The 24,016-nt window shown below is 67.6% G+C and carries 23 protein-coding genes; 6 read left to right on the top strand and 17 right to left on the bottom strand.

What is annotated here, in order from left to right:
- Positions 1-9: 9 nt before the first annotated feature.
- Entirely contained in the window at positions 10-1,227 is a 1,218-nt protein-coding gene (locus tag QFZ83_RS19330) for a polyhydroxyalkanoate depolymerase (RefSeq protein ID WP_307509168.1), read from the bottom strand.
- A 92-nt stretch (positions 1,228-1,319) separates the two neighbouring features.
- Here QFZ83_RS19330 and QFZ83_RS19325 point away from each other — a divergent pair, with 92 nt between their 5' ends.
- Together QFZ83_RS19325 and QFZ83_RS19320 are read left to right on the top strand one after the other, a co-directional pair.
- The gene (locus QFZ83_RS19325; RefSeq protein ID WP_307509165.1) at positions 1,320-1,976 is read left to right on the top strand and encodes a glutathione S-transferase family protein; all 657 of its coding nucleotides are present in this window, start codon (positions 1,320-1,322) and stop codon (positions 1,974-1,976) included.
- Between the two features lie 165 nt (positions 1,977-2,141).
- Positions 2,142-2,525, top strand: coding sequence for a DUF427 domain-containing protein (locus QFZ83_RS19320; RefSeq protein WP_306877717.1), 384 nt, complete (start codon positions 2,142-2,144; stop codon positions 2,523-2,525).
- A 16-nt stretch (positions 2,526-2,541) separates the two neighbouring features.
- Here the strand turns inward: QFZ83_RS19320 and QFZ83_RS19315 are convergent, their stop codons facing one another.
- The 6 genes from QFZ83_RS19315 to QFZ83_RS19290 all read right to left on the bottom strand — a co-directional run bounded on the left by QFZ83_RS19315 (position 2,542) and on the right by QFZ83_RS19290 (position 6,728).
- Positions 2,542-2,889 carry a DOPA 4,5-dioxygenase family protein gene (locus QFZ83_RS19315; RefSeq protein ID WP_307509163.1) on the bottom strand — a complete coding sequence of 116 codons (348 nt, stop codon included), beginning with the start codon at positions 2,887-2,889 and terminating at the stop codon, positions 2,542-2,544.
- A 7-nt stretch (positions 2,890-2,896) separates the two neighbouring features.
- Positions 2,897-3,547 (bottom strand): DUF4166 domain-containing protein, encoded by a 651-nt coding sequence (locus QFZ83_RS19310; protein ID WP_307509160.1) that lies wholly within the window; start codon positions 3,545-3,547, stop codon positions 2,897-2,899.
- A complete protein-coding gene (locus QFZ83_RS19305) occupies positions 3,544-4,593 on the bottom strand; it encodes an SRPBCC domain-containing protein (protein ID WP_307509158.1) in 1,050 nt (349 codons plus the stop codon). Before QFZ83_RS19305 ends, QFZ83_RS19310 begins: the two co-directional genes overlap by 4 nt.
- Before the next feature lie 32 nt (positions 4,594-4,625).
- Positions 4,626-5,582, bottom strand: a complete 957-nt coding sequence (locus QFZ83_RS19300; RefSeq protein ID WP_307509155.1) for a cyclopropane-fatty-acyl-phospholipid synthase family protein — start codon at positions 5,580-5,582, stop codon at positions 4,626-4,628.
- A gap of 59 nt (positions 5,583-5,641) precedes the next feature.
- Positions 5,642-6,073, bottom strand: coding sequence for a thiol-disulfide oxidoreductase DCC family protein (locus tag QFZ83_RS19295; RefSeq protein WP_307509152.1), 432 nt, complete (start codon positions 6,071-6,073; stop codon positions 5,642-5,644).
- A gap of 61 nt (positions 6,074-6,134) precedes the next feature.
- Positions 6,135-6,728, bottom strand: coding sequence for a GbsR/MarR family transcriptional regulator (locus tag QFZ83_RS19290; protein ID WP_013540298.1), 594 nt, complete (start codon positions 6,726-6,728; stop codon positions 6,135-6,137).
- A 118-nt stretch (positions 6,729-6,846) separates the two neighbouring features.
- On the opposite strand from QFZ83_RS19290, the gene QFZ83_RS19285 reads away from it, so the two are divergent.
- Positions 6,847-7,944, top strand: a complete 1,098-nt coding sequence (locus tag QFZ83_RS19285; protein ID WP_307509147.1) for a PA0069 family radical SAM protein — start codon at positions 6,847-6,849, stop codon at positions 7,942-7,944.
- Positions 7,945-8,013: 69 nt separating this feature from the next.
- On the opposite strand, the gene QFZ83_RS19280 is transcribed toward QFZ83_RS19285, so the two are convergent.
- The 6 genes from QFZ83_RS19280 to QFZ83_RS19255 all read right to left on the bottom strand — a co-directional run bounded on the left by QFZ83_RS19280 (position 8,014) and on the right by QFZ83_RS19255 (position 18,259).
- Positions 8,014-9,357 carry an MFS family transporter gene (locus tag QFZ83_RS19280; RefSeq protein ID WP_307509145.1) on the bottom strand — a complete coding sequence of 448 codons (1,344 nt, stop codon included), beginning with the start codon at positions 9,355-9,357 and terminating at the stop codon, positions 8,014-8,016.
- 153 nt (positions 9,358-9,510) lie between these two features.
- Positions 9,511-10,128 (bottom strand): response regulator transcription factor, encoded by a 618-nt coding sequence (locus QFZ83_RS19275; protein WP_307509142.1) that lies wholly within the window; start codon positions 10,126-10,128, stop codon positions 9,511-9,513.
- Positions 10,125-12,287 (bottom strand): ATP-binding protein, encoded by a 2,163-nt coding sequence (locus tag QFZ83_RS19270; RefSeq protein ID WP_307509140.1) that lies wholly within the window; start codon positions 12,285-12,287, stop codon positions 10,125-10,127. The genes QFZ83_RS19275 and QFZ83_RS19270 overlap by 4 nt, the downstream gene beginning before the upstream one ends.
- A gap of 74 nt (positions 12,288-12,361) precedes the next feature.
- The gene (locus tag QFZ83_RS19265; protein ID WP_307509139.1) at positions 12,362-13,774 is read right to left on the bottom strand and encodes an efflux transporter outer membrane subunit; all 1,413 of its coding nucleotides are present in this window, start codon (positions 13,772-13,774) and stop codon (positions 12,362-12,364) included.
- Entirely contained in the window at positions 13,771-15,024 is a 1,254-nt protein-coding gene (locus QFZ83_RS19260) for an efflux RND transporter periplasmic adaptor subunit (protein ID WP_307509137.1), read from the bottom strand. The genes QFZ83_RS19265 and QFZ83_RS19260 overlap by 4 nt, the downstream gene beginning before the upstream one ends.
- Positions 15,025-15,028: 4 nt before the next feature.
- Positions 15,029-18,259: an efflux RND transporter permease subunit gene (locus QFZ83_RS19255; protein WP_307512763.1), complete on the bottom strand. Its 3,231-nt coding sequence runs from the start codon at positions 18,257-18,259 to the stop codon at positions 15,029-15,031.
- A 282-nt stretch (positions 18,260-18,541) separates the two neighbouring features.
- Here QFZ83_RS19255 and QFZ83_RS19250 point away from each other — a divergent pair, with 282 nt between their 5' ends.
- Both QFZ83_RS19250 and QFZ83_RS19245 read left to right on the top strand, forming a co-directional pair.
- Complete coding sequence (locus tag QFZ83_RS19250) at positions 18,542-19,300, top strand: TetR/AcrR family transcriptional regulator (RefSeq protein ID WP_307509134.1); 759 nt, start codon at positions 18,542-18,544, stop codon at positions 19,298-19,300.
- A complete protein-coding gene (locus QFZ83_RS19245) occupies positions 19,297-19,737 on the top strand; it encodes a DUF2000 domain-containing protein (RefSeq protein WP_307509131.1) in 441 nt (146 codons plus the stop codon). Before QFZ83_RS19250 ends, QFZ83_RS19245 begins: the two co-directional genes overlap by 4 nt.
- Here the strand turns inward: QFZ83_RS19245 and QFZ83_RS19240 are convergent.
- Positions 19,726-20,298: a GNAT family N-acetyltransferase gene (locus tag QFZ83_RS19240; protein WP_307509127.1), complete on the bottom strand. Its 573-nt coding sequence runs from the start codon at positions 20,296-20,298 to the stop codon at positions 19,726-19,728. The genes QFZ83_RS19245 and QFZ83_RS19240 overlap by 12 nt on opposite strands.
- A gap of 4 nt (positions 20,299-20,302) precedes the next feature.
- Entirely contained in the window at positions 20,303-21,724 is a 1,422-nt protein-coding gene (gene gnd, locus QFZ83_RS19235) for a decarboxylating NADP(+)-dependent phosphogluconate dehydrogenase (protein WP_307509125.1), read from the bottom strand.
- 140 nt (positions 21,725-21,864) lie between these two features.
- On the opposite strand from gnd, the gene QFZ83_RS19230 reads away from it, so the two are divergent.
- Positions 21,865-22,854 carry a helix-turn-helix domain-containing protein gene (locus QFZ83_RS19230; RefSeq protein WP_307509124.1) on the top strand — a complete coding sequence of 330 codons (990 nt, stop codon included), beginning with the start codon at positions 21,865-21,867 and terminating at the stop codon, positions 22,852-22,854.
- 8 nt (positions 22,855-22,862) lie between these two features.
- Here the strand turns inward: QFZ83_RS19230 and arsH are convergent, their stop codons facing one another.
- Together arsH and arsC are read right to left on the bottom strand one after the other, a co-directional pair.
- Positions 22,863-23,585: an arsenical resistance protein ArsH gene (gene arsH, locus QFZ83_RS19225; protein WP_307509121.1), complete on the bottom strand. Its 723-nt coding sequence runs from the start codon at positions 23,583-23,585 to the stop codon at positions 22,863-22,865.
- Entirely contained in the window at positions 23,569-24,000 is a 432-nt protein-coding gene (gene arsC / locus QFZ83_RS19220) for an arsenate reductase (glutaredoxin) (protein WP_307509118.1), read from the bottom strand. The genes arsH and arsC overlap by 17 nt, the downstream gene beginning before the upstream one ends.
- Positions 24,001-24,016 lie beyond the last annotated feature (16 nt).

Here is a 24,016-nt window from a genome sequence, read left to right as displayed (position 1 = left end):
TGAAGCGAATCAGTGCAACTCCGCTGCCGCGTGAATCGTCTCGCGCACCCGCGGATAGATCTGCGCATTCCACTTGCTGCCGCTGAACACCCCGTAGTGCCCGACGCCGGCCTGCAGGTGATGCGTCTTGAGATACGGCCGGATGTTGCTGCAGAGGTCTTGCGCGGCGACCGTCTGGCCGACCGCGCAGATGTCGTCGCGCTCGCCTTCCACCGTGAGCAGCGCGGTGCGGCGGATGGCCGCGGGGTTCACCGTGCGGTCGCCCACCGTGAGCACGCCGCGCGGCAGGTCGTAGGTCTGGAACACGCGCTCCACCGTCTCCAGGTAGAACTCGGCCGGCAGATCGTTCACCGCGAGGTACTCGTCGTAGAAGGTGCCGATGGTGCGGGCCTTCTCGACGTCGCCTTCCACGAGGTGCTGGAACATGTCCTGGAACTGCTTCTTGTGGCGCTCGGGGTTCATGCTCATGAAGGCCGAGAGCTGCAGGAAGCCGGGGTACACGCGCCGCATCGCGCCCGCATGCGGCCACGGTACGTGGCTGATGAGGTTGCGGCGGAACCACTCGATGGGCTTGCTGGTGGCGAGCACATTCACGCCCGTGGGGTTGATGCGGCAATCGACCGGCCCCGCCATCAGCGTGAGGCTGCGCGGCGTGGCGGGGTTGTCGTCTTCGGCCATGAGCGCGGTGGCGGCGAGTGCGGCCACACAGGGCTGGCAGACCGCGACCATGTGCGCGCCGGGGCCCATGGTTTCGAGGAACTGGATGAGCTGCAGCGTGTAGTCGTCCAGGCTGAAGCCGCCATGCCACAGCGGCACGTCGCGCGCGTTGTGCCAGTCGGTCAGGTACACGTCGTGGTCGCGCAGCAGGGTGCGCACGGTTTCGCGCAGCAGCGTCGCGAAGTGGCCCGAAAGTGGTGCGACCAGCAGCACGGGTGGATGCACGGCCTGGATGTCCTTGCGGAAGTGCAACAGCGTTCCAAACGGCGAGATCAGCGTTTTTTCTTCGTGGACAACGACTTGCGTGCCATCGACCATCACCGAGTCGATGCCGTAGGCGGGCCGCGAATGGGTCAGCCGCATGCGCGAGAACACCTCGAACTGAGCGGCCAGGCGCCGCACCATGGTGCGGTCGGTGTCGTCTTTCCAGAGGGCCTTGCCCCAGTACTGCGCCGCGAGCCGCAAGGGCGAGAGAAGGTCGGCTTGGTTCTGGTAGGCCCGGTAAAGCATGCACGGGGTGCAGGCAAGTTGCGGGCCAGCAAGCTGCGTACGACGTGGCATGGCGCTTGCACGCGACGTAGGCAACGTCAAGGAGCTTCCCGATGGCCAAACCCGTTCTCACCATCAGCAGCAAGAACTACGGCGCGTGGTCGCTGCGCGGCTGGCTGATGTGCAGGCTGGCCGGGCTCGATTTCAGCGAGAAGATCATTCCGCCCGACGACCCGGCCATGAAGGCCGAGATGCTGCTGCTCTCCTCGTCGATGCTGGTGCCCTCGCTGCAGCACGGCGGCGTGAAGGTGTGGGACACGCTGGCCATCGGCGAATACCTCAACGAGATCAAGCCCAAGGCCGGGCTGCTGCCGGCCGATGCGGCGGCCCGTGCGCACTGCCGCGCGATCTGCGGCGAGATGCATTCGGGCTTCGCGTCGATGCGCGGCGCGCTGCCGATGAACATCAAGGCCCACTTCAAGAACTTCAAGGTGTGGTCGCGCGCGCAGGCCGACATCGACCGCATCGTCGCCATCTGGCGCGAATGCCTCAAGGCCTACGGCGGGCCGTTCCTGTTCGGCAAGCAGCCGGGCATCGCCGATGCGATGTATGCGCCGGTGGTCACGCGGTTCCTCAGCTACGACGTGGCGCTCGACAGCACCTGCGCGGCCTACTGCAAGCGGGTGATGGAGCTGCCGGCGATGAAGGAATGGGTGGCTGCGGCGAAGCAGGAGCCCGAAGAGATCGACGAGCTCGACGCGGAGTTCTGACAAGGAAAGGAAGGGGCCGCTGCATCGGCGGCCGGGGTCCGATCATTCCTACGCCCGTACGCGTCGCTTCCGACAGACGCTGCCGCGCATTGCGCGGAGATTGAAAACGAAGGGTGCCGGCTTGCCCGAAACCCATTCTTTGCAATCTGACCGAGGAATAAACCCATGAGCAAATCGCCAGGGCACCAGAACGCCCCCGACCATCAGGTGAACGAGTCGATCGTCGACGCCCGGATGACGGTGGAGATCGACGGCGAGACCGTCGCCGATTCGCGCAACGTGATTCGCGTGGACGAGGACGGCCATCCGCCGCGCTTCTACTTTCCGCGCGAGGACGCGCGGATGGAATTCCTGAAGCCCTCGGCCACGGTGACCGAGTGCCCGTTCAAGGGCGAGGCCAGCTATTTCGATGCGGAGACGCGCCACAAGCATGCGAAGGACGTGGCCTGGAGCTACGAAGTGCCTTACGACGAGCACAAGGCGCTCGCCGGCCGGCTGGCGTTCGACGAAACCGCGTCCGCCGCGCTGCGCATCCGCAGCCTGCCCTGAGGCGTCGAGGCCGGGCTTAGCGCCGGAACATCCGCAGATCGAGCGCGCTTTCCTCGCCGAGCCACATCGCATGCGCCGTGTGGTCTGCGAGGTCGTCGCCTGTCACGCCGTGCACGAAGATGTCCAGGCCGTTGCGGTTGGCATCGAGCCACCCAATCACCTGATCGAACTCGGCCGCATCGAAGGCCAGTTGGCAGCTCCAATGCGGATGCGGTCCCACGAGCCGCTCGTGCACGCGGCCGACGACGACCATCAGTTCGCGGCCCGCGCGCTCGCAGAGCTCACGCGCTTGCGCCACCGTGGCGGGGGCGAAGTAAACGTGGGCGTGGTACTGGGGGTAAAGGTTTTCGGGGCGGCGCGGCATGGTGCGCTCATTGTGATCCCGTGCGCGATGCCGGGGACGAAGGCAGGTGAAAGCGCCCGCTGTAGCGGAACACGTCGCCGAACCAGCGGTGCCGCAGCAGCATCTTCATCGTGAAGTGTTCGAGGCTCGTTGGGTCGGGCCGTTCCTCGACATAGGCCGTGCCCATGAAGAGCCCGAGCGGCAGCGGAATGCGAAGGCCCGCGACGCGCCAGATGTAGCCCCTGTCGCGGAACACCAGCGCGCCGTCTTCCGAGCTCACCGCCAGGCGCATGCCGATGCCGAAGCGCACGTACTCGATCACCTCGGCGCCGTGCGCGGCGGTGTGTTCCATGTGCGAGCGAAAGTGAAAAGGCTTGCGGCCTGCGAAGTGGAAGACGCGGTCCCAGTACAGGTTGGCATCGCCGGGATTGCAGCGGTAGTGCACTTCGATCGGCACGTCGGTTCCGGTATACGGCACGAGCGCGCCGAAGAGGCGGCCGAAGGGCATCAGCAGCGCGGCCCATGGCGCGTGATGCACTTCGTTCATGGTGCCGCGGACGCACACGTAGTCGTCGGAGAACGGCGTCATCGTGTAGTGGCGGCGGATCACGTCGCCGAGCTTTTCCCAGGTTGCTCCGAGCGCCTGCTGGAAGACGGGCTGCGTGTGGTTGCGCGTCATCCCGCCACCGCCACGGCGCCTTCGCTGCGCACCTTGTAGAAGTGCAGGATGTGCTCCGAGAAATCCCCGAGCAGGAACTGCGCGACGCGGTCCGCATACCAGTTGAAGCGCGTGCTCACGCGCCACGACACGTCGATGCGCAGCTCGGTGCCGCCGTCGCGGGGCGTCAGCGTGAAGGCCGAGTCGCGCAGGTCGAAGTAATGGCCGCCGATCACCACATGATCGTCGAGCGCGCCCGCAGGGAAGGAGTTGGGCGCGAAGCGGTACTGCCACTTCATGTGCTGCTGCGGCTGCCACTCGGTGACGAGTTCCTCGAAGTGCACATCCTTCTGCCATTGCACCTGGCGCACGCGGCCCTCGGGCGTTTCGTGCGTCACGCCGGCCACGGGCATCGGCACGCCGATGCGGTAGGCCCAGGCATCGCCGACTTCGTCGGGCCGGATGTCGCGCGCATTGTTCAACTCGTGCCACACGCGCTCGGCCGGCGCGGCGATGAAGAGCGTGCGCGAGGTGTTCGAGAACTGGTCCGGGTTGGGCAGGTGCGGCTCGATGGCGCCGAGCGCGAGCGGCAGCATCGCGAAGCTGTAAAGCGCGGGCTTGGGCCAATTCGTGACGCGGCACACCAGCCCCATCGCCAGGCCGCCGAGGCTGCCCATGACCGCGAAGAGCGGCACGATGACGACGGCGCAGATCATTCCCTCGATGAAGACCAGCAGCGTGCCGATGACGAAGAGCGCGGTCGACACCCACGGCGCCCAGATGTAGTAGCCCCAGCTTCGCCGCTCCATGCGCTCGGCCATGTACACCGTGACGGCGCCGCACACGGCGGGCGCGAGGTAGATGAAGGCACCGAGCATCGCCGAGAACGGTCGGCCTGGCCCGCCGCTGAAGGCGATGCGCAGCACGAGCGCGGCGGCCGCGCCGACCAGGATCGGCCAGAACCACGCGAAGGGCATGCGGCGGCGGGGTTTGTCTTCCCTCTCGTCCGGATGGGCGTCCAGAGGAGCGAGCTCGGAGAGCCTGCTTTCTTCGGGTTCGGTGCTCATGGAAACGTCTTCTCCTCGTGTGTTTTGTTTTTTCAGCAGCCGGCGCGTCTGGCGGTCACCATGCAGTAGTCGAAGTCGCGCCAGAACATGCCCAGCGCGAGCGCGCAATAGCTCGCGACGATGTGCTTGCGGCGCCACGGGCTCAGCCTGCCGCGCGCCTTCCAGAGTTCGGCCAGCGTGAAGCGCGTCGCCAGCACCGGGATGTGCAGCGCGCTCGGCGCAACGCGCCAGCGGAGCGACTTGAATTCGATGTCCTCGAAGCCGTTGTCGCGCAGCGCCGCGGTGAAGTCGTCGCGCACGGCCAGCGTGGGCACGGCCCAGCTGTCGGCCCAGAGGCGATGCAGCCAGGCGGCGATGCGGCCGGGGTTCTTGCACAGCAGGAAGCCATCGACCACCACGAGCCGCGCGCCAGGCTTGAGCAGGCGCGCGGCCTCGCGCACGAAGTCGGCCTTGGCGGTGCCTTCGGCATAGCAGGCGCTCTCCACCGCCCAGGCGCCGTCGGCTTGCGCGGCAGGCAGGCCGGTGCGGGTGTAGTCGGCTTCGATGTGGGCCATGCGGTCGGCCACGCCGGCAGCGGCATCGAGCCGCGCGGCGATGCGGTTCTGCACGGGCACGTTGGTGACGGTGACCGCGTAGAGCGATGCGTCGTCGCCGACCAGCGTGCGCGCGGTGGCGCCGGCGCCGCAGCCCATGTCGATCACGCAGCGGCGTTGCCGGCTCGCGGCGGGTTGCGATTCATCGAGCCGCAGCGCGCGGCCGACTGCACGGTTCATCTCCACCAGCATGCCTTCGCGGCGCAGCGGGTTGAGCCCCGCGCGCCAGAAGCCGAAGTGCATGTTGTAGCTCGGGCTCCAAGCGCTGTAGTCGACCGCGACTTCGGTGAAGTAGTCCTGCGTGTCCTCGGCCGTGATCGGAGCGCTCGTGGTGTTCACGGGTGCGTGCGTCGCAGTGGACGGCATGCGGAAGTCGGGCTGGAAGACGTTGGGCATCGAGGGTCCTTCTGGCGTTGGTTCTTGTGATTCCCTGGGGGCGTGACAGCGTGATCGGTTCAGAAGCGGCAGTGGTCGTCGGCGCAGGTGGTGGGCGCGATGGCGCCGCGGCCCGCGAGGCGTGCGACAAGCCAGCGCGGCAGCCGGTAGCGGTTGCGTGCGAGCAGGGCATAGGCGCGGTCGGCGAGCGCGCCGACGATGGGCAGGTCGAGCAGTGCGCCTCCCGCCGGCATGCCCACGGCCGCGCGGCAGGCGCGGATCGCTGCAACGCCGGAGAGCACGCGCCCGGATGCGTCGACCGCGTGCATGGCCGTCATCAACGCCTCGCGTGGGGCCGGGCCGGCAGCGAAGCCGGGGGGCGAGCAGTCGACAAGGTTCAGTCGGCCGGCCGCATCGCGTGCGCGCATGGCGCCCATTTCGGCCACGCACAGCGGGCAAGTAGCGTCGTAGTAGACGGTCAGCGGGTACGCGGCAACGGCTAGGCGGCTCATGGTGTTCTTCGCTCTCGATATTTCAGTCAAAACAGAAATAGATGGGCAAAAAAAGGAGAACTCAGATCATCGGCAGGCTCGCGTGGTGCGCGTCGGGGTCTTCTCCTTTGCCGGTTGGTGCTGCGGGAGCCGCATCGCCGCGCACGAACTTCTGCACGCTGGCCCCGAGCGTCAGCACCTTGTCGAGCGTGCCGGGCGAGAGCCGCAGCATCTCGTCGGCCCAGGTGGCGAGCTTGTCCATGAGCTCCATGGTGGAGCGGATGCGGTCTTGCGCATCGGCCGGTTCCTTCTGGAAATCGGGGCTGGAGACCAGCTCGCGCAGCACGCGGATGGTGGGATCGAATTCGCGCTCCTTGCGCTCACGCACCACGGTGCGGAACAGCTCCCACACATCGACGCTGGTCTCGAAATAGTCGCGCCGGTCGCCCAGGATGTGGGTGATGCGCACGAGGTTCCAGGCCTGCAGTTCTTTCAGGCTGTTGCTGATGTTGGAACGGGCCACGCCCAGCGTTTCGGAGAGTTCCTCGGCGTGCATCGGCTTGCCGTGCGCGAAGAGCAGCGCGTGGATCTGCGAGACGGTGCGGTTGACGCCCCACATGGAGCCCATTTCGCCCCAGTGGACGACGAACTTGCGTTGAATTTCTGTGAGTTCCATGGCGTCGAGTCTAGGATTTCCTGAATTTCTGTCAATAGAGAAATAGAAAAATCACCGGCCGCTGATGAATAGTGAAATACTGTATGAATACACAGTAAATTCATCGAGAGGATTTGCCATGCCACCCGCATCCCCCGTTCCCATTCACATCATCAAAGGCCGAGGTGCGGCCACCCGGCTGGCGCACCGTTTCTCCAAAGACGAGCGCAACGCGTTCGACGACGGCTGGGGCACGCTCGAAGAGGGCGTGGCCGAGGCCGGGGAACTCATGCCTCTCGCGACCGAGGTGCGCTTCGAGGACGTGAAGTCGGTGCTCACCGAAAACGACTCGCCCGACATCTACTTCGATCGCGCGCTCAATCCGTACCGCGGCTGCGAGCACGGCTGCATCTATTGCTTCGCGCGGCCCACGCACAGTTACCTCAATCTCTCGCCCGGCCTCGACTTCGAGACCAAGCTCATCGCCAAGCGCAACATCGTCGAGGTGCTGCGCGCCGAACTCGGGCGCAAGAGCTACCGGCCGAGCCAGATCGCCATCGGCACCGCCACCGACTGCTACCAGCCGATCGAGCGCGAGTTGCGGCTCACGCGCTCGGTCATCGAGTTGCTCCAGGAAGTGCGGCATCCGTTCGCGCTGGTCACCAAGTCGAGCGCCGTCGAGCACGACCTCGACCTGATCGCGCCGATGGCGGCCGAGCACCTCGCCGCGGTGTATGTGACCGTGACCACGCTCGACGGCGAACTCGCCCGCAAGCTCGAGCCGCGCGCTGCCGCGCCGCACCGGCGGCTGCGCACCATCCGCACCTTGGCCGAAGCAGGCGTGCCGGTGGGCGTGAGCGTGGCGCCGCAGATTCCCTTCGTGACCGAAGACATGGAACACGTGCTCGAAGCCGCCTGGGAGGCCGGTGCGCGCAGCGCGTTCTACACGGTGGTGCGGCTGCCGTGGGAGGTGGCGCCGCTCTTCAAGGAATGGCTCGCGCTGCACTACCCGCAGCGCGCGGACCGCATCATGGCGCGCATCCACGAGATGCGCGGCGGCAAGGACTACGACGCCGATTTCGCCACGCGCATGAAGGGCTCGGGCCTGTGGGCCGACCTGATCCACCAGCGCTTCCAGAAAGCGACGAATCGCCTGGGCTTCAATCGAGAGCGCATTCCGATGGACACCACCGCGTTCCGGCCGCCGGGGGCGGCGGGGCAGGGCAACCTGTTCTAGCGGATCTGCGCGCGGTGGCGGCCTTCGCTCGGCGCCGTTCGAGCATCAGGCCGTTTCTGTGTTCTGTTCTTACTTGTCGTGATGCAGGTAAGTCGCGCGGCGCGGCAGCAGCAGGCTGACCGCGAACACCACCGCCATCATGGCCGTCACGTACCAGTAGAAGTACGACTCGTGGCCGATCGACTTCAGACCCAGCGCCACGTATTCCGCGCTGCCGCCGAAGATGGCATTGCCCACCGCATACGACAGCCCCACGCCCAGCGCGCGCACTTCGGGCGGAAACATCTCGGCTTTCACGATGCCGCTGATCGAGGTGTAGAAGCTCACCACGGCCAGTGCCACGACGATCAGGATGCCGGCCAAGAGCGGGCTGGTCACGCTCTGCAGGCTGGTCAGCACGGGCACGGTGATCAATGCGCCGAGTGCGCCGAACAGCAGCATGTTGCTGCGCCGGCCGATGCGGTCGGACAGCGCGCCCAAGAGCGGCTGCATGCACATGTAGATGAAGAGGCACGCCGTCATCACGTTGCTGGCCGTCTTGATCGACATGCCGGCCGAGTTCACCAGGTACTTCTGCATGTAGGTGGTGAAGGTATAGAAGATCAGCGAGCCGCCGGCCGTGTAGCCCAGCACCATGAAGAAGGCGCGCTTGTGGTGCTTGAACAGTTCGCCCATGGTGCCGGCGCCCTTGACGGCGCGTGTCTCCGTGCTGGCGGTCTCGGTGAGCGAGCGGCGCAGCATGAGCGCCACCACCGCGGCCACCGCGCCCAGCACGAAGGGAATGCGCCAGCCCCAGGCCTTGAGTTCGGCGTCGTCCAGGAACTGCTGCAGCACCACCACGACCACCACGGCCAGCAACTGGCCGCCGATGAGCGTCACGTACTGGAAGGACGAGAAGAAGCCGCGCTGTCCGCGCATCGCCACTTCGCTCATGTAGGTGGCCGTGGTGCCGTATTCGCCACCGACCGACAGGCCCTGCAGCAGCCGCGCGGCCAGGAGCAGCACCGGTGCCGCCGCGCCGATGCTGGCGTAGGTGGGCAGGCAGGCGATGACCAGCGAGCCCACGCACATCATCGTCACCGAGACCACCATCGAGGTCTTGCGGCCCTTGCGGTCGGCCAGCCGGCCGAAGATCCAGCCGCCGATCGGGCGCATCAGGAAGCCGGCGGCGAACACGCCGGCCGTGTTGAGCAACTGCGCCGTCGGGTCCGACTTGGGAAAGAACGCGGGCGCGAAGTAGATGGCGCAGAACGCGTAGACGTAGAAGTCGAACCACTCCACGAGGTTGCCCGACGAGGCCGCGAAGATCGCGAAGATGCGCTTGCGCTTTTCCTCGAAGGTGTAGGGCGTGGAAGACGTGTCGGGGGCGGATGCGTCCGGGCTGGAGGCACCGGCGCTGGCGATGGCGGTCATTGGAGGTCCTTGTCTCTGGGCGCGGCCCGTGGGACCGCTTGAAGCTTGTCCCCGGAGTCTCTTTCGCCGCCGCCGTGCCGTCGTCCGTAGCCGCCCGTCGCGCTGCTACGTACGTGTACGCAAGGGTAAATACCTAGAAGCCTCCTGCGACAGCTACAGCGCGTGCTCTCGCAGGAAGCGGTCGAGCTCGTGGCTGTTCGACAGGCCCAGCTTGGCGAACACGTGGGCGCGGTGCGTCTCCACCGTGCGCAGCTCCAGCGGCGCGAGCTCGAGCGCGATCTTCTTGTTGGGCTTGCCCTCGGCGACCAGCCGGGCCACCTGCATCTCGCGCGGCGTGAGCTTGGCCCACAGCAACTGCGCGGCCTGCCGGGCCTGGCGGCGCACGGCGATGTCCTGCGCCTGCTGCAAGGCCTTGGCGATGCTCTCGAGCAGGCGCTCGTCGTTGCAGGGCTTTTCGAGCCAGCCGAATGCGCCGTTCTGCACCGCCTCGACGGCCATCGGAATGTCGCCGTGGCCGGAGAGGAACAGCACGACCAGCGGGCTGTCCTGTGCGCGCAGCGCGTCGAACACCTGCAGGCCGCTCATGCCTTCCATGCGCAGGTCGAGCACGACGCAGCCCGCGCGCTGGATGTCGGCGCTGGCCAGGAACGCCTCGCCCGAGGCGAAGGTCTGCACCGCGTAGCCGCGCGACAGCAGCAACAAGCCCAACGATCGGCGCACGGCCTCGTCGTCGTCGACCACGCACAGGTTGTTGGCAAGGGTGCCATTCACGTCGATACCTCCAGTTCCAGGGTGAAGACCGTGCCGCCGCCGGGCCGGTCCGCAAAAGACAGCCGCCCGCGATGCGCCTCCACGATCGTGCGGCAGATGTTCAGGCCCAGCCCCAGCCCGCCGGCCTTGGTCGTGAAGAAGGGCGCGAACACCTGCTCGGCCAGCGCCGCATCGATGCCCGGGCCGCAGTCGGCCACGCGGATGTGCACGCGGCCTTCGACCACCTCGGCCTCGACCTCCACCAGCCGCTGTTCGGGCGGCGTGGCCTGCATGGCCTGCAGGCTGTTGGACAACAGGTTCAGCAGCACCTGCTCCAGCAGCACGCGATCGCCGCGCACCGTGGGCAGCGCGAGCGGAATGCGGACCTCGGCGCGCACCTGCCGCAGCCGCATCTCGCCCTGCAGCAGCGCCATCGCATTCGCCACCAGCGCGCTCACCGCGCAGTCTTCGGCACCGGCCGTGCGCTGGCGCACGAAGCCGCGGATGCGCCGCACGATCTCGGCGCTGCGCTGGGCCTGCGCCACGGTTTCGTCGAGGCTGTCGGCCAGCAGCGCCTGGTTGCCTTGCTCCGCGAAGGCCTTGGCGGCGCTCGCGAAATTGCTCAGCGCCATCAGCGGCTGGTTCAGTTCGTGGGCGAGGGTGGAGGCCATCTCGCCCAGGCTGGCCAGGCGCTGCGCATGCTGCAGTTGTTCGTCGTTCTCGCGCTGGCGCAGTTCGGCGCGCTTCTGCGCGGTGATGTCCACCACCGAGCTCATCCAGCCGCTGTGCTGGCCGCCGGCATCGATGAGGCGCGCGGTGTAGACCATGGTGATCACCTCGTGGCCGTCCCGGTGGCGCAGGCGCGATTCGAAACCCGAGAGATCGGTCTGCCCGCTCAGCATGGTGTCGTTGTGGCGCCAGTGCTGCGCCACGTCGTCGGGGTGCCAGTAAGGGTAGGGCGGCAGCCGCCCGAGCAGCTCGTCGGCGCCGTAGCCGACCATCTCGCAGAAGGCCGGGTTGACGTAGATGATCCGGCCTTCCAGGTTGCGCGCGCGCATGCCGACCAGGAGCGAGTCTTCCATCGCCTTGCGGAAGGCGTGCGCTTCGTCCAGCGCGCGCGTGCGCTCGCGCACCCGCTGTTCCAGGTCGCGCCGTGCATCGCGCTGCTCGGCGAAGCGGCGCTCTCGCAACTGCCAGTACAGCCCGCCCAGCAGCAGCACGCCGGCACCCAGCAGCCCGAGCATCCAGGTGCGCTCGCGCGCGGCGGTCACCTCGTCGTGGTCGGCCATCACCGTCAGGGTCCAGCCGAGATCGGGCAGCGCCTCGTCCACCGCGAGGAAGCGGCGCGACCGGCCCTCGATGTCCGTGCGCACGAGGTAGGCGGGCTTCTCGCTGTCGCCGCGTTCCACGGTCCAGGGCACCGCCGGGAAGCGGTTGCGGTCGCCGTACTGCTGGTGGCGCTGCACCTCGCCCAGGTCCGCATCGCTCAGCGCCCTTGTGGCGCGGTACATCCACGCAGGCACCGAGCTCAGGAACACGATGCCGTGGGCGTCGGTCAGGAGGATCGGGTCGCGCAGGAACGCCCACGCCGCCTGGCGCAGGACGACCTTGGCCGCCATCACGCCCAGCACCGCGCCGCTCTCCGAACGCACGGGCGCGGAAACGAAAAGCCCGGGCTCGCCGGTGGTCTGACCAACGCCGTAGAAGAGGCCCTGGCGCCCCGCGAGCGCATCGATGAAGTAGGGCCGGTTGGCATAGGACTGGCCGACGAAGCTCTGCGGCGTGGCCCAGTTGCTCGCTGCCAGCGTGAAGCCCTGCGGGTCGATCAGGTACAGCACGTCGGAGCCTGCGTCGCGGTTCACTTCCTCGATGTAGCGGTTCGCGCGCTGGCGCACGGCCGCGTCCTGCGGATGCGCGAGCGCGGCGAGCACGTCGGGGTGCATGCCCGCGGTGAGCGGCAGGTAGCCGTACTTGCCGGCGGTGTCGCGAAGGCCCAGCACGTGGACTTCCATCGCGCGGCGGATCGAATCCGTCTGGAAGGCCGTTTCGCGGTTCGCGGCCCACTGGCCCGCGGCGGCGATCAATGCCACGGTCAGCGTGATGGCCGTTGCCCAGGCGAACAACGCGCGGCGGCCGGAGCGGGCGCGGGAAGTCGGCGGTTCAGGCGTGAGAGGCGGCATGGGAAGCGGGGCCGGCGGGCGCGGCGAATGAGATTCTGCACGCGCGCCCGCTGGCGCTCGCGCGCCGCGACCGCTCAGGCCGGCGCGTCCCAGTCGCCGCCGAGCGCCTTCACGAGAAACACCGAGGTCAGCAGCCGCTGGCCTTGCAACTGCGCAGCCTGCCGCTCGACCGTCAGCAGCGACTGCTGCGCGGTGATCACATCGAGGTACGTCGATGCGCCACCTTCGTAGCGGCTGGTCGCCATGTCGAGCACCCGGCGCGCGGCTGCGACGGCGGCCTGCGCCTGCGTGGTGGCGCTGTCGAGCGCGGAGAGGCCGGTGATGCCGTCTTCCACTTCCTGCATCGCGACGAGCACCGTGCGGCGGTAGTTGCCCACGGTCGCGTCGTAGCCGGCCTTGGCGAAGTCGACGTTCGCGCGCACGCGGCCGCCGTCGAACAGCACCTGCGTGGCCGACACACCCACCGACCACAACAGGCTCGGCCCGTTGAACAGCGACTCGATCAACCGGCTGTCCACGCCCACGGTCGGCGAGATGATGAAGCTCGGGTAGAAGGCCGCGGTCGCCACGCCGATCTGCGCATTGGCCGCGGCCATCGAGCGCTCGGCCGACGCCACGTCGGGCCGGCGCTGGAGGATTTCCGAGGGCACGCCGAGCGGCACCGCGGGCGGGCGGATCTCGCGCAGGTCCACCGGCAGCGCGAAGCTGGGCGCGGGCGTGCCGGTGAGGGTGGCGAGCGCGTGCTCGTACTGCGAACGCTGCTTCCTCAGCACATCGACCTGCGTCAGCGTGGTCTCGAGCAGCGCTTGCTGCTGCGCGACGTCCAGGCCCGACACGGCACCCAGGTCGTGCCGCGCGGTGACCAGTTCGAGCGCGCGGCGCTGCAAGCCGATGGAGCGCGCGAGCACATCGAGTTCGATGTCGGTCGAGCGCAGGTTGAAATAGTTGTTCGCCACGTCGGCGGTGAGCACGAGGCGCGTGTTCGCCAGATCCGCGGCCGATTGCTCGGCCGATGCCGTCGCGCCTTCGACGGTGCGCTGCACGCGGCCCGCGAGGTCGAGCTCGTAGCTGGCGTTGAGCGACAGCGCGAAGTCGTTCTGCACCGTCGATGCGTTGGTGGTTGCGTAGTTCGTGAGCGGCCGGTTGGCGGAAATCTTCAAGCGCGAGGCGCGGGCGCCGAGGCCCAGTTGCGGGAAGCGGCTGGCCGAACTCGCATCGAGGTTGGCGCGCGCCTGGGCGAGCCGCGCGTTGGCGATGACCAGCGTCGGGCTGCCGGCGAGGGCCTTGTCCTGCAGCGCATCGAGCTGCGCATCGTTGAAGCGCTTCCACCATGCGCCCTTGTCGGCCACGTCGTTAGGCGTGGCCTGGCGCCAGGGCGCTTCGAGCTTCCAGCTAACGGGCAGCGGTGTCTCGGGTGCCTTGTAGTCGGGGCCGACCGCGCAGCCCGCGGCCAGCAGCGCCGCGGCGGCAATGACCAGCAGTCTCACGCCGGTTCCTTCTTGGCGGGCGCCTTCGGGTCCGCGGGTGGTGCGTCGGGTGCCACCGTCACCACATCGCCTTCGGCCAGCGAGTCGGAGGGGTTGAGCACCATCCGGTCGTTGGTGCCGAGGCCGTCGATCACCTCGACGTTCTCGCCGTAGTTCCGGCCCAGCGTCACGGGGCGCAGGCCGATGCGGCCCTGCGCATCGACCACCGCGATGCGCGTGCCCTCGGCGCGGAACAAGAGCGCATTGGCCGGCACCGTGATCGTGCGGGCCGCGGCCAGCGGCAGCGACACCTGCACATAGGCGCCCGGCAGCAGCGCGCCGTCGCGGTTGGGCAGCGACACCTCGACCTGCATCATCCGCGTGGTCGCGTCGATGGCGCCCGAGGTGCGCGCCACTTCGCCCTTGAAGCTCTGACCGCGCAGCTCGGCCTGCGTCACCACCACCGGCTGGCCGGCCTTCACGAGCTGCGCGTAGGCCTGCGGCACGTTGATGTACACGCGCAGCGGATCGGTCTGCGCCAGCATGAAGAGCGCCCGCCCGGCGCCGCCGCCCGCGCCCGCATCGATGAGGTCGCCCACGTCGACGTTGCGGCGCGTGATGACACCCGCGAACGGCGCGACGATGCGCTTGAAGCCCTCGGTCTGCTTCAGGCGCTGCACGTTGGCATCGGCGGCTGCCACGTTCGAGGTGGCCTGCGCGACGGCGCTGCGGCGCTCGTCCAGGTCCTGCTGCGAGACCACGTCCTTCTTGCGCAGGTTTTCCCAGCGCTCGGCCGTGCTCTGCGCGAGCGCGAGGCCCGAGGCGGCCTGTGTGCGCGCGGCGACGGCTTGCGAGAGCTGCTGGTCGATTTCCGGTGTTTCGATTTCCGCCAGCAGCTCGCCCTTTTCGACGCGGCTGCCGATGTCCTTGGTCCAGCGCTTGAGGTACCCGCTCGCGCGCGCCGAGATCGGCGACTGCACGAAGCCCTGCAGCGTGCCCGCCAGCGCCAGCGTCTGGCCGGCGGTGGGTGTGCGCGGCAGGGCGGTCTGCACATGGAGCTTGGCGCGCTCCGAGGTGCCCGCTTCGAGCGCACGCGCGTTGGCGATGCGCACGAACACCGTGCGCGCCGCACCGAGCGCCAGCAGCACGAGCACGATCACGACGAGCCAGCGCGTGCGCTTCACGATCTGCCGGCGGCGCAGCAGTTCGCCCTCGCCCTCTTCGACGGCGATGGGGTGGATGGCCAATGCCGAGTGGCGTTGCTCCGTCATGAAATCAGTTCTCCTGGGGCGCTGCGCCCGCTGGCGTGTGACCCGAATGGCCGGCTTCTTCGCGTGCCGCCTTGCGATGCGCAAGCCGACTGTGCACCCCCGCAAACACGGCGGGCACGAAAAACAATGTCGACACCGTGGCGAAAAGCAGGCCACCGATGACCGCGCGGCCGAGCGGCGCGTTCTGCTCGGCGCCTTCGCCGAGGCCGAGGGCCATCGGGATCATGCCGATGATCATCGCCAGCGCCGTCATCAGCACCGGTCGGATGCGGGTGGCGCCGCCTTCGAGCGCGGCCGAGAGCGGCGGAATGCCGGCCTGGAGCCGTTCGCGCGCGAACGACACCAGCAGGATGGAGTTGGCCGTAGCCACCCCCATGGTCATGATCGTGCCCGTGAGAGCGGGCACGCTCAGCGTGGTGCCGGTGATGAAGAGCATCCACGCGATGCCCGCGAGCGCCGCTGGCAGGGCGGTGATGATGATGGCCGCATCGAGCCACGACTGGAAGGTGACCACGATCAGCAGGTACACCAGCACGATCGCCATCGCGAGTCCCACGCCCAGGCCGATGAACGACGACTGCATCGTCTGCACCTGCCCGCGAATGGTGACCTGGCTGCCGCGCGAGAGCTTGGGCCGCATCTCGTCGACCAGCACCTGCACCTTGGAGGCGACGCTCGCAAGGTCGGTGCCCTGCACGCTCACGTAGACGTCGATGACCGGCGCGATGTTGTAGCGCGACATCACGGCCGGCTGGCGCGCCGCCTGCGCATCGACCAGGTTACCGAGGAGCTGCTGCGAGGCGCCGCTTGCGGCCGCTGTACCGCCCGTGCCCACCGGAATGTTGAGCAGCGAATCGAGCGAGTCGATGTTGTATTGCGGCGTCTGCACCGCGATGCTGTAGACCACGCCGTTCACCGGATTGAGCCAGAAGGCAGGCGCCGTCTGCGAACTGCCCGAGAGCGCGATCAGTACGTTCTGCCCTACGTTGGCGGCCGTGAGCCCGTACTGCTGCAGCCGCGTGCGGTCCATCTGCAGGTTGAGGCTGGGGCCGTCGAGCCGCTGGTGCACGTGCGCATCGACCGCGCCGGGAATCTGCTTGATCGCCTTCGTGAGCTCGGCCGCGCGCGCCGCGTTGCCCGCGATGTCGGCGCCGCTGAACTGCACGTCGATGGCCGCGGGCAGGCCGAAGTTCAGGATCTGCGTGACGATGTCCGCGGGCTGGAAGAAGAACTCGATGCCCGGAAATCGCTTGGGCAACTCCGCACGCAGCAGCGTGACGAACTCTTCGGTGGGCCGGTGGCCATCCTTCAGCGAAAGCAGGAGTTCGGCGTCGAAGGTGCCGATGGTGCCGGCGTTGCTGTACGAGAGGTTGATGCCGCTGTTGGGAATGCCCAGGTTGTCCAGGATGGTCTCGAGCTGGTCGGCCGGCACCAGCTCGCGGATGGCGACTTCGACGCGATCGGTCAGGCGCGCGGTTTCCTCGATGCGGGTGCCGGTGGGGGCGCGTACGTGCAGGCGGATCTGGCCGGCGTCCACGGTCGGGAAGAAGTCGCGGCCGAGCACCGGGTACAGCAGGCAAGAGAGCAGGCAGAAACCGAGGAAGAGGCCGATGAAGCCGCCGCGCTTGGAGAGCACCACCGACAGCAGCAGCGTGTAGGCGCGGCGCACGCGTTCGAAGCGGCGGTCGAAGCTTTGATAGACGCGCTGCAGTGCGCTGGGCTTCCTGGTTGCGGCACCGTCGACCGGCTGCGCATGCACGCCGCCCATCAGCAGCATCACCAGCGTCGGCACCAGCGTGCGCGAGAGCAGGTACGAAGCCAGCATCGCGAACACCACCGCCTCGGCCAGTGGCACGAACAAAAAGCGCGCCACGCCCGAGAGAAAGAACATCGGCACGAACACGATGCAGATGCACAGCGTGGAAACGAAGGCGGCGCTGCCGATCTCCCCGGCGCCGACCTCGATGGCTTCCCGCAGCGGCGTGCCCATGTGCAGGTGGCGCTCGATGTTCTCGATGGTCACGATCGCCTGGTCCACCAATATGCCCACCGAGAGCGCGAGGCCCCCCAGCGTCATGAGGTTGAGCGTTTCGCCGAGCGAATACAGCACCAGGATCGAAGCCAGGATCGACAGCGGAATCGTGAGGCCGATGATGAGCGTGCTGCGCCAGTTGCCAAGGAACAGCAGCACCATCGCCGCCGTGAGCGCGGCCGCCAGGATGGCCTCGAACACCACGCCTTTGACGGCAGCCTTCACGAACACCGACTGGTCGAAGAGCGGCGTGACCTTGATGTCCTGCGGCATCGACTGCGTGGCGATCGGCAGCATGGCGCGGATGTTCGCCACGATGTCCAGCGTGGAGGCGCCGCCGTTCTTGAGCACCGACAGCAGCACGCCGCGCACGCCGTCCTGGCGCACGATGTTCGTCTGCGGCGAGAAGCCGTCGCGCACGTAGGCCACGTCGCGCACGTAGACGGTGGCGCCGTTCACGGTGCGGATCGGCAGGTCGTTGAGCCCCGCGATGGCGTCGGGCGAGCCGTTCATGCGCACGCCGTACTCAGTGGCGCCGAACTTGGCGGTGCCCGAGGGCAGGATCAGGTTCTGCGTGTTGATCGCGTTCACAACGTCCGACGGCGCGAGGCCGCGTGCCTGCATCGCCTGGGTGTCCAGGTCGACAGAGATCAGCCGGTTCTTGCCGCCGTAGGGAAAGGGAATCGCCGCGCCCGGCACGGTGATGAGCTGCGGGCGCAGCTGGTTGACGGTGGCGTCGAAGAGCGAATTTTCAGAGCGGGTGGGGCTGGAGAGCGCCAGTTGGATCACCGGCACGCTGGAGGCCGAATACTTGATGACCAGCGGTGGCGTGATGCCCGGCGGCAGTTGCCGCACCTGCGCCTGCATGGAGGCCACCACCTGAGAGATCGCCATCTCGATGTTGGCCGTGGGCTGGAAGAACACCTTGATGATCGATACGCCCGCGAGCGACTGCGATTCGATGTGCTCGATGTCGCTCACCGTGGTGGTGAGGCCCCGCTCGACCTGGCCCGAGATGCGCTGGCCCATCTCCTGGGCCGGAAGGCCGGTGTAGTTCCAGATGACGCTGACGACCGGGATGTTGATCTCCGGAAAGATGTCGGTGGCCATGCGCGCCAGGACAAAAGGCGTGGCCAGCACGATCAGCATCGCCATGACGATGAAGGTGTAAGGGCGACGCAACGCGAGCTGGACCATGGACAGGGCTCTCTGCTTCCGGCGGAAAAAGGTTTCGCATCATAAGGAAGTAGATTTAAGTTTGCTCCCGCCATTTCTTTGGTGTGGCGCTTTACCAAAAGCTCGCATGTAGGCGGCGTTCGGCTGGTGGCTGCGAGGTGCAGGGGGCGCAGCGCCGGCCGCAGTTTTCGGCGTGTTGGTCATCTTCGGCAGCGAGTCCAGGATATCTAAGCGAGGCTCAATTTATTATGGTGTGCAATGACATTAAGAGTGAAATATGATTAAGCAACACTCAAAAACTCATTCGACATGCCCCGAGACGACACTGCCAGTGCGCCGCGTTCCGCACGCACCGAGAAATCCGGCCGCCGCATCGAGAGCCTGCTCGCGGTAGCCAGGGAGGTCTTCGCCGAGAAGGGTTTCGAGCGCGCCACCACGCTGGAGATCGCCCAGCGCCTGGGCGTCTCCGAGGCCACCGTGTTCACCTACTTCGGCAGCAAGCGCGAGCTGTGCCTGGAGGTCATCCGCCGCTGGTACGACCAGATCTCCGGCGAGGTCGAGCGCGAACTGCCGCAGATCAACGGCCTGCGCGCACAACTGGCCTTTGTCGTGCGCAAGCACCTGGTCAACCTGATGGGCGAGGGCGCCGGCATCTGCGCGCTGGTGCTGAGCGAAGGGCGCACGGCCGACGCGGCGTTCGGCGGCGTCATCGCCGACCTCAAGCGCCGCTACATCGCGCCGTTCATGCATGCGCTGGCCGCTGCGCGCGACGCCGGCGAGCTGCGCGAAGGCGTGCCGCTGCGGCTGCTGCGCGACATGGTCTTCGGCTCGATGGAGCACGTGCTCTGGGACTACGTCGTCTCCGGCAAGAAGCCCGACATCGAGGAGACCGCGTCGCAGCTCACCGACCTGCTGTGGAGCGCCTTCGTGCCCGCCGATGCGTCGCTGCATGCGCTCTCGCAGTTCCGCGCCGAGGTCGGCCATGCGCTGCGGCGGCTCGACGCGGCTGTCCCTTCGTCGCCGCCATCGCCTTCATCGTCTCCCACGCCTCGCAAGGCTTCTTCATGAACGACTCTGTACCTTCTGCTTCGCCCGCAGTGCCCGAACGCTGCGTGATCGTCGTCGACAACGCACTGCCCGCCGGGCTCGCCGCCAACGCCGCGGCCGTGGTGGCGCTCACCGTGGGCCAGCGCCATCCGGGGCTGGTCGGCGCACCGCTGGTCGACGCGTCGGGCGGCGTGCATCCCGGCCTCATTCCCACCGGCATCGCCGTGCTCGGCGCGAGCCAGGAGGAGCTGGCCGCGGTGCGCCACAAGGCCATGGCGACCACCGAGTGCGACGTGGTCGACTTTCCCGTGCAGGGTCAGCAGACCACCAACTACGCGGCCTTCGGCGACGCCGTGGCTGCGGTGCCGGGGGAGGCGCTCCGCTACGTTGCGGTGGCGCTCGTCGGCGAGCGCAAGCCGCTGGGCAAGGTGGTGTCGAAGCTCGGATTACTTGGCTAGGAGCGAGGAGCGCGCGGGCGTATCGAGCGCCAGCCGCAGCCGCGTGACGTTCGGATTGCCCGGGTCGCGCTGCACCTTGAACCCCAGCTTGCGCGCGAGCGCCAGCATGCCGACGTTGTCGTAGAGCGTGATGTCCGCCAGCTGCTTCACGCCAGCTTCGGCGGCTGCGTCGATCAGCTTGCGCATCAGCTTCATGGCAACGCCGCGGTGCTGCCAGGCATCGCCGATCACGACGGCGAATTCGGCGACGTGCGCCGTCTCGGGCGTTTCGCCGCGCACATAGCGCACCACGCCCATCTGCTGCTCCGCGCCATCGACCATGGTGGTCGCGATGAGCGCGAGCTCGCGGTCGTAGTCGATGTGGGTCATGCGCCAGAGCTCGTCGGGCTGGGGCTTGCGCGGCGAAAGCAGGCGGTGATAGCCGGTTTCGTTCGAGAGGCCCGCGACGAACGCCGTGTGCATCGGCAGGTCGTCGGCGTGGATCGGGCGGATGCGGACGTGCGTGCCGTCGGCGAGGTGCCAGTCCTCGATGAGGTGACTGGGGTAGCCGACGGCCGGCATGGCATCAGCCGATGACTTCGGGCCAGTCGGTGTGGAAGAACTGGCCTTCGGGCTTGTCGGTGCGCTCGTAGGTGTGCGCGCCGAAGAAGTCGCGCTGCGCCTGCAGCAGGTTCGCCGGCAGCCGCTCCGTCCGGTAGCTGTCGTAATAGGCGAGCGATGCGCTGAACGCCGGCACCGGAATGCCGTTGCTCACCGCCAGCGCCACCACTTCGCGCCAGTTCTGCTGCGTACGGTTCAAGAGGTCCTTGAAGAAAGGATCGAGCATCAGGTTGGCGAGCGCCGCATCGGTGCGGAAGGCGTCGGTGATGCGGTTCAGGAAACGCGCGCGGATGATGCAGCCGCCGCGCCAGATCGACGCGATGCCGCCCAGGTCGAGCTTCCATTCCTTCTTGTCGCCCATCGTCTTGATGAGGTCGAAGCCTTGCGTGTAGCTGACGACCTTCGACGCATAGAGCGCGTCGTGCACCTTGGCCACCAGCGCCTTCTTCTCAAGAGAGAGTTCGACCTTCGGCCCCTGCAGCACCTTGCTGGCGGCCACGCGTGCCTTCTTCTGCGACGAGAGCACGCGTGCCTCGACGGCGGCGTTGATGGTGCTGATCACCACCGCGTTCTCTGCCGCGTTGATGAGCGTCCACTGTCCCGTGCCCTTCTGGCCGGCCTTGTCGAGGATCAGGTCGACGATGGGCTTGCCCGTTTCGGGGTCCTTCTGCTCCAGCGCCTTGGCGGTGATCTGGATGAGGTAGCTCTGCAGCTCGCCGTCGTTCCATTCGTTGAAGATCGCGGCCATCTCTTCGGTCGTGAAGCCTGCCGCCTTGAACAGGCTGTAGGCCTCGCAGATGAGCTGCATGTCGCCGTACTCGATGCCGTTGTGCACCATCTTCACGTAGTGGCCCGCGCCGCCCGGGCCGATGTGAATGACGCAAGGCTCGCCGTCCACCTTGGCCGCGATGCTCTCGAAGATCGGCTTCATCACCTCCCAGGTGGAGAGCGGGCCGCCCGGCATGATCGACGGGCCCTTGCGCGCGCCTTCCTCGCCGCCCGAGACGCCCGCGCCGATGAAGCGCAGGCCCTTGCTCGAAAGGTAGGCGTCGCGGCGCTCGGTGTCGGTGTAGAGGCTGTTGCCGCCGTCGATGACGATGTCGTCCTTCTCCAGCAGCGGAATGAGTTGTTCGATCACCTGGTCCACCGGCGCGCCGGCCTTGACCATGATCTGGATCTTGCGGGGCTTCTCGAGGCTCTGGACGAACTCTTCGAGCGTCTTCGCGCCGACCAGCTTCTTGCCCGGGTTATCGGCGATGAAGGCTTCGGTCGTGGCCTCGGTGCGGTTGTAGACGCTGACCTGGAAGCCGCGGCTTTCCACGTTCAGCACCAGGTTCTGGCCCATGACGGCCAGGCCGATCAGTCCGAAATCGCTTTTCTTGCTCATGTTTTCCCGGAGCCCTTCCTTGGTATGCGGTTGATGACGGTTGGATGTGGCGGTCATTGTGCCGGGGCCACCGGAGGGCGGCGTCCGAGCGCGTCTATACCCGCTTGGCAAACGGGCCCGGGCTGGCTATGTTCGGCGGGATGACACCCGCCGCCACCGCCGCTGCTTCCGCGCCCGTCGCCATCCACGCCTGGTCGACCGACGCCGTGCCGCCGTCGCAGCGGCTGGACTACTGGATCGGCGCCGTCTGCGAGGGCTTTCTCGAAATGGACGTGACCAGCACCGAGGCCGGCGCGTTCGGCGCGACGCTCGAATCCGCGCCGCTCGGTTCCATCGGCGTGAACCGGGTGCGCGGCACCGCGCAGGACGTCTACCGCACCCGCCGAGCGATCGCCCACAGCCGCAGCAACTATTACTACCTGCTCTGCAAGACCGATTCGCCGTGGGTGGCCGTGCAGGAAGAGCGCTCCGCCCGCATGCTGCCGGGCGACGTGGTGCTGGTGGACTCGCGACGTTGCTATGCGTTTCACTTCCTGCAATCGGCCGACACCCTTTCGTTGGAGTTGCCGACCGCCTGGGTCGAGTCGTGGCTGCCCGATGCCGGTGACCTCGTGGCGCGCCGCATCGACGGGCGCAGCGGCTGGGGCGGCGTGCTCAGTGCCTTCGCGCAGCAACTGACGCCCGAGGCGGCCGCGAGGCCGCCGCTGATGCCGGCGCTGCTGACCGATCAGTTGGGTGGCCTGCTCTCGTTGGCGTTCGGGCAGCAGACGCCGGGGGCGACAGTGGCGTCTGACCAGGGCGGCCGCGCGGCCCTGCGCCGGCGCGTGCTCGACGCCATCCGCGAGCGCCATGCCGAGCCGGGCCTCACGGCCGCGGGCGTGGCGCGCGAGCTGGGCATTTCGGAGCGCAGCCTGCACCGCTGCCTGGCCGATGGCGCCACCACCTTCGCGACCGCGCTCACGGGCTTTCGCATGCAGGTGGCGCAGCGCATGCTGGCCGATGCGCGCTTCGACCGGTTGAGCGTCGCGGAGATCGGGTTTCGTGTCGGGCTCCGCGATGCCTCGCATTTCGTGCGGCAGTGCCGGAGGCACCTGGGGCGCACGCCGGGCGAGCTGCGGCGACAGCGCTGATCTGTTGCCTAGATGCTGCGCAGATTCACGCGCTTTGACAGCGCTTCGGCGTTCTCGCGCCGCTCGCTGTAGCGGTCGACCAAGTGGTCCGCGCAGTCGCGCGTGAGCAGCGTGAACTTCACCAGCTCTTCCATCACGTCGACCACGCGCTCGTAGTACGGCGAAGGCTTCATGCGCCCGTTGTCGTCGAATTCGAGAAAGGCCTTCGCCACCGACGACTGGTTGGGGATCGTGACCATGCGCATCCAGCGCCCGAGCACGCGCAACTGGTTCACCGCGTTGAACGACTGCGAGCCGCCCGACACCTCCATCACCGCGAGCGTCTTGCCCTGCGTGGGGCGCACCGAGCCGACGGCCAGCGGAATCCAGTCGATCTGCGCTTTCATGATGCCGGTCATCGCACCGTGGCGTTCGGGCGATGTCCACACCATGCCTTCGGACCATTGCGCGAGGTCGCGCAGCTCCTGCACCTTCGGGTGGTCTTCGGGCTCGCCATCGGGCAGCGGCAGGCCGCGCGGGTCGTAGATGCGCGGCTCGGCGCCCATCGCGCGCAGCAGGCGCGCGGCCTCCTCGGTCAGGAGGCGGCTGTAGGAGCGCTCGCGCAGCGATCCGTAGAGCAGCAGGATGCGCGGCGCATGCGTTGCGCGCGTTGCCGGCAGCAACTGCTGCAACCCGGGTTGGAGAAAGGCCCCGGCGTCGAGGTTGGGTAGATCGTCAAGGCTTGGCGACACGCTGGCCTTTCGCGTCGATGACGGCTTCGCCGTCTTCCTTGGTGAACGCGCCTTGCTGCGGTCGCGGCAGGATGTCGAGCACCGCTTCGGAAGGCCGGCACAGGCGCGTGGCAAGCGGCGTCACCACGATCGGCCGGTTGATGAGGATCGGGTGCTGCAGCATGAAGTCGATCAGTTCGTCGTCGCTCCACTTCGCATCGCCGAGGCCGAGTTCGTCATAAGGCGTTCCCTTCTGGCGCAGCACCTCGCGCACCGGCACGCCCATCGCCGCGATCAGCCCTGTCAGCGTGGCGCGGTCGGGCGGGGTCTTCAGGTACTCGATGACCTTGGGCTCGTCGCCGGTGTTGCGGATCAAGGCGAGCACGTTGCGCGACGTGCCGCAGGCGGGGTTGTGATAGATGGTGATGTCGTTCATGGCAGGGAGAGGTTCA

This window comes from Variovorax sp. W1I1, assembly GCF_030815625.1.
Classification (GTDB): Bacteria; Pseudomonadota; Gammaproteobacteria; order Burkholderiales; family Burkholderiaceae_C; genus Variovorax; species Variovorax paradoxus_C.
Note: the sequence above shows the minus strand (reverse complement) of the source record. Positions and strands in the feature narration are given on the sequence as shown.

Excerpts from the sequence above, each read along its gene's own strand:
- QFZ83_RS19230 (WP_307509124.1), top strand. The coding sequence starts at position 21,865 with ATGACACCCGCCGCCACCGCCGCTGCTTCCGCGCCCGTCGCCATCCAC.
- QFZ83_RS19325 (WP_307509165.1), top strand. The coding sequence starts at position 1,320 with ATGGCCAAACCCGTTCTCACCATCAGCAGCAAGAACTACGGCGCGTGG.
- QFZ83_RS19315 (WP_307509163.1), bottom strand. The coding sequence starts at position 2,889 with ATGCCGCGCCGCCCCGAAAACCTTTACCCCCAGTACCACGCCCACGTT.
- QFZ83_RS19320 (WP_306877717.1), top strand. The coding sequence starts at position 2,142 with ATGAGCAAATCGCCAGGGCACCAGAACGCCCCCGACCATCAGGTGAAC.
- QFZ83_RS19295 (WP_307509152.1), bottom strand. The coding sequence starts at position 6,073 with ATGAGCCGCCTAGCCGTTGCCGCGTACCCGCTGACCGTCTACTACGAC.
- QFZ83_RS19300 (WP_307509155.1), bottom strand. The coding sequence starts at position 5,582 with ATGCCCAACGTCTTCCAGCCCGACTTCCGCATGCCGTCCACTGCGACG.
- arsC (WP_307509118.1), bottom strand. The coding sequence starts at position 24,000 with ATGAACGACATCACCATCTATCACAACCCCGCCTGCGGCACGTCGCGC.
- QFZ83_RS19270 (WP_307509140.1), bottom strand. The coding sequence starts at position 12,287 with ATGCCGCCTCTCACGCCTGAACCGCCGACTTCCCGCGCCCGCTCCGGC.
- QFZ83_RS19240 (WP_307509127.1), bottom strand. The coding sequence starts at position 20,298 with ATGCCGGCCGTCGGCTACCCCAGTCACCTCATCGAGGACTGGCACCTC.
- QFZ83_RS19285 (WP_307509147.1), top strand. The coding sequence starts at position 6,847 with ATGCCACCCGCATCCCCCGTTCCCATTCACATCATCAAAGGCCGAGGT.
- QFZ83_RS19280 (WP_307509145.1), bottom strand. The coding sequence starts at position 9,357 with ATGACCGCCATCGCCAGCGCCGGTGCCTCCAGCCCGGACGCATCCGCC.
- gnd (WP_307509125.1), bottom strand. The coding sequence starts at position 21,724 with ATGAGCAAGAAAAGCGATTTCGGACTGATCGGCCTGGCCGTCATGGGC.
- QFZ83_RS19290 (WP_013540298.1), bottom strand. The coding sequence starts at position 6,728 with ATGGAACTCACAGAAATTCAACGCAAGTTCGTCGTCCACTGGGGCGAA.
- QFZ83_RS19245 (WP_307509131.1), top strand. The coding sequence starts at position 19,297 with ATGAACGACTCTGTACCTTCTGCTTCGCCCGCAGTGCCCGAACGCTGC.
- QFZ83_RS19330 (WP_307509168.1), bottom strand. The coding sequence starts at position 1,227 with ATGCTTTACCGGGCCTACCAGAACCAAGCCGACCTTCTCTCGCCCTTG.
- QFZ83_RS19310 (WP_307509160.1), bottom strand. The coding sequence starts at position 3,547 with ATGACGCGCAACCACACGCAGCCCGTCTTCCAGCAGGCGCTCGGAGCA.
- QFZ83_RS19250 (WP_307509134.1), top strand. The coding sequence starts at position 18,542 with ATGCCCCGAGACGACACTGCCAGTGCGCCGCGTTCCGCACGCACCGAG.
- QFZ83_RS19260 (WP_307509137.1), bottom strand. The coding sequence starts at position 15,024 with ATGACGGAGCAACGCCACTCGGCATTGGCCATCCACCCCATCGCCGTC.
- QFZ83_RS19305 (WP_307509158.1), bottom strand. The coding sequence starts at position 4,593 with ATGAGCACCGAACCCGAAGAAAGCAGGCTCTCCGAGCTCGCTCCTCTG.